This is a genomic window from Streptomyces coacervatus (assembly GCF_029223485.1).
GTDB classification, from domain to species: Bacteria; Actinomycetota; Actinomycetes; order Streptomycetales; family Streptomycetaceae; genus Streptomyces; species Streptomyces coacervatus.
The window spans coordinates 1-3,010 of record NZ_JARHTP010000053.1; the positions used below are offsets into that span (position 1 = coordinate 1).

The window sequence follows — 3,010 nt, forward strand, 5'->3', positions numbered from 1 at the left end:
GTCGGCGTCGTGTCGGACCGAACCGGTGAGCCACTTCGCGCGGGCTTTCGGGCCTGGTCGTGGTGTGCGGTGGCCACTGCGGCCGCCGGGCGGGGCGATGATGTCGTGGGGGCGGCGCGGGGCCGGGTCGGCGTCGTGGACGACCGCCAGTGTGGCCATCCTCTTGCGGCAGCTCTTCTCCCCGGTGGACAACCGGGTGCGGAACGTGCGCCGGGCGCGCATCGCGGCCTTCTGGGTCGCGTCCCGCAGGTGGCCCGGGCGGTGAGGTCGGCTCACGGGCGCGGTGCCGGTCTGTTGACCGGCCCGTTTCCCGTGAGCCTCCTCCCGAACCGGACTTGATCGTTTCCGATCATCCGGCTCTCCAGCGATTCATGCCGTTATCGTGGCAGGAGGGCCAGCGTGGATAGCGTCATGGCACGGCGCACACACCACGAGGGTTTTGCGTCGCTTCTTCGCCATAAACACTGCCCAGGCCGGTTGTTGAGGGCCTTCGGAGCATTGGAGGTCGGCGAGTTTACGGACATGGTGCACTTGGATTTTGTCCGCGCTCCCGCAGAGTTCACATTCCCCGTGGCGGAGCCGACGGATCAGCTCACTGCCAGTGGGAGTGCTCCGTACTGGACGGCGATCGATGATCTTCGCCGTGCGCTGCCGTTTCAGCGGAATTCCCCCGAACGTCGCGACCAAAGGGTTCCGCCTTGGGCCGCGTTCGACGCAGGCTTGCAAGCAAGTCCGCAGTCCCTCAGGCGTCTCGATTTTCACCTTGTACTTTCGAGACATCTTGATGACCTTGGAGTTGTGCTTGTGGGCCAGCGTCTTAAGTAGGGAGGTCTGCATCACCCAGTGCAACCTGTTCAGCCAGTGGACGTTGCTGGCGAGTAGGTAATACTGCACCATGCCCCGGTATTCGGCTCCGAACCTTGCCATGATGTTGTAGTCGCTGCGGTGCAGGAGCCTGGTTTGGGATGCGGGTTTGCCGCGTTCCATGTACTGGGCGCATTTGGTGGTGAGAACATCGACCGGGACTCGCAGTCCGATCACGCCGTTGACTGCCCGGTTTTGACGGGTAATCTGGTCGTTAGCGTGTTGGGCGACGATGTGATAGCCGAGGAATCTTGCCCCCTTTCTGGCGTGAGTGATCAGCGTCTTGGCTTCCGACAGCTCCAGCTTGAGCTCGCCTTTCAGGAACTGACGGATACGCTTTTTTATCTCCTCGGCTTCGGTGATGGGTCCGCTGAACCCGAGTAGGAAGTCGTCGCAGTACCGCACATACCGCAGCCGCCGATATCCGGGATCTTGTGGATTCCCGTAGGGGATACGACGGCGCCGCTGGCGCAACTTGCGGAGAGTCAAATGGTCGCCGCTTTGTTTCGCCTGTGCGATCGGCGAGTCAAGCTTCCGGTATGCAGGGTTGGCAGCCCTGCTCTTTCCTCGGGTATATTCGGGTACGAGAACTGTCTCGACGAATTCATCCAACCTGTGCAGGTAGATATTCGACAGGACGGGTGAGGCGATGCCTCCTTGTGGCGCGCCGGACAGAGTGGCGTGCCATTCCCAATCCTGAAGGTACCCTGCCGTGAGCATCTTGTGGATCAGCGCAAGGAACCGGCCGTCGTGGATATTCTCGCCGAGCGCCGTAAGCATGACAGTGAAGTCCAGGCTCCCGAAGCAATCGGCGATGTCCCCTTCGATGAACCAGTGTGTTCCTTTCCAGGTTTCGGCGACCTCCCGCAAAGCGGTGTGGCAGCCCCGGCCTGGGCGGAACCCGTGTGAATGGTCGGAGAACTGGACGTCGTAGTACGCATCAAGCAGCATGCGCACCACTTCAGCGACCAATTTATCCGACCAGGACGGTAGACCCAGCGGACGCAGCGTCCCGTTCTTTTTCGGGATGAAGGTCCTCCGCGCAGGACTGAAGATATAGCGCTCGTGGCGCAGAGCATCAATGATCTGCTCGATCTTTCCCAGTGACATACCGTCCACGGTTTCCTCGGTGGCCCCTGGCGTCATCGATCCATGGTTTGAATAGATGCGCCCGTAGGCCAGCAGGAATAACTGCGGGTTGAACAGCTGTCGATACAGTCGATCCAGCGGCAGGCCCTCCCTGCCGCGCTTTCGGAGGATATCCAGGACCGTTTGGGCGTTCTGCATTACGCATACCTCCACGGCTCGAATATCCGAATAGCCTGGCCCCCTTGGCCCTGTGGACGGCTTTCCCGTCCTCCCTAGCAGGACGTTACCCCTGCGACTACTACGGGGCCTCCGTCACCGTAGGGCACTTCGCCCCTTAGGTGATCCCGGGTGCGTCCTCTGTGTACGTAATAGCGTGACTTAGGCATCCCATTCATCCCCTTGAATCCCTTCGTTAGGGATCGCCCCATGCACTGGAGGTTGCGTCGACCGTCATGCGGAGTCGTCGCAGGGCACGGCATCGGTTCCAGACGTCTTTCCGATGGGTGGGCGTATACACCTTCTGGAGATTGGGCTTCAACCAATCCAGGCTTTGCCATATCACGCGGGTCCCTCAGCGCGCCGTCCCATACGTCTGGACCCGGCCGCTGATTTCCTGGCATGCTGCGGTCCCCGTCACCTTTCGGCTTTGGGTAAGCCATTGGACCCAAGAACTTTCCTCCAAGTTCCTCCCGACTGAATCGGGAATACAACAGAGGCGCCTTACCGGCGCACCATGACAACTCCCTTGCCGTCGACACTGATCACCAGCAGTGTCTCGCTGTCGGCCGGGGCGGGAGTGCGAGCGGCATAGAAGGCAGCGATGTCCGCGGCGGCGGCCCGCACGAGGTGTTCGGCCTGGCGTTTGCCGACCGTCCGCTGCCCGCAGCGGCGTTCGATCGCCTCCAGGGCCGTATCGTAGGAGCCGCGGGCAGCCTCCAGCACGGCCAGCCGGCGCAGGCCCAGGCTGTGCCGCTCGTGCGGCAGGCCGAGTACCGCATCGGCCGGGTAGCAGTTGGACAGGCCCGGGGCGCGCAGGGCGCACCGGGTGACGGTCACC

1 protein-coding gene and 2 pseudogenes are annotated in these 3,010 nt (G+C 62.3%); all 3 read right to left on the bottom strand.

The genetic code is table 11. The features are described from left to right. A pseudogene (locus P2Q00_RS50490) lies at nt 1-261 on the bottom strand (ISKra4 family transposase); the annotation flags it as partial. 108 nt (nt 262-369) lie between these two features. Further along, nucleotides 370-2,151, bottom strand: coding sequence for a reverse transcriptase/maturase family protein (locus P2Q00_RS50495; RefSeq protein ID WP_275781978.1), 1,782 nt, complete (start codon nt 2,149-2,151; stop codon nt 370-372). A 522-nt stretch (nt 2,152-2,673) separates the two neighbouring features. Then, nucleotides 2,674-3,010 (bottom strand): annotated as a pseudogene (locus tag P2Q00_RS50500) (ISKra4 family transposase); the annotation flags it as partial.

Coding starts and splice junctions, on each gene's coding strand:
- P2Q00_RS50495 (WP_275781978.1), bottom strand. CDS start 2,151: ATGCAGAACGCCCAAACGGTCCTGGATATCCTCCGAAAGCGCGGCAGG.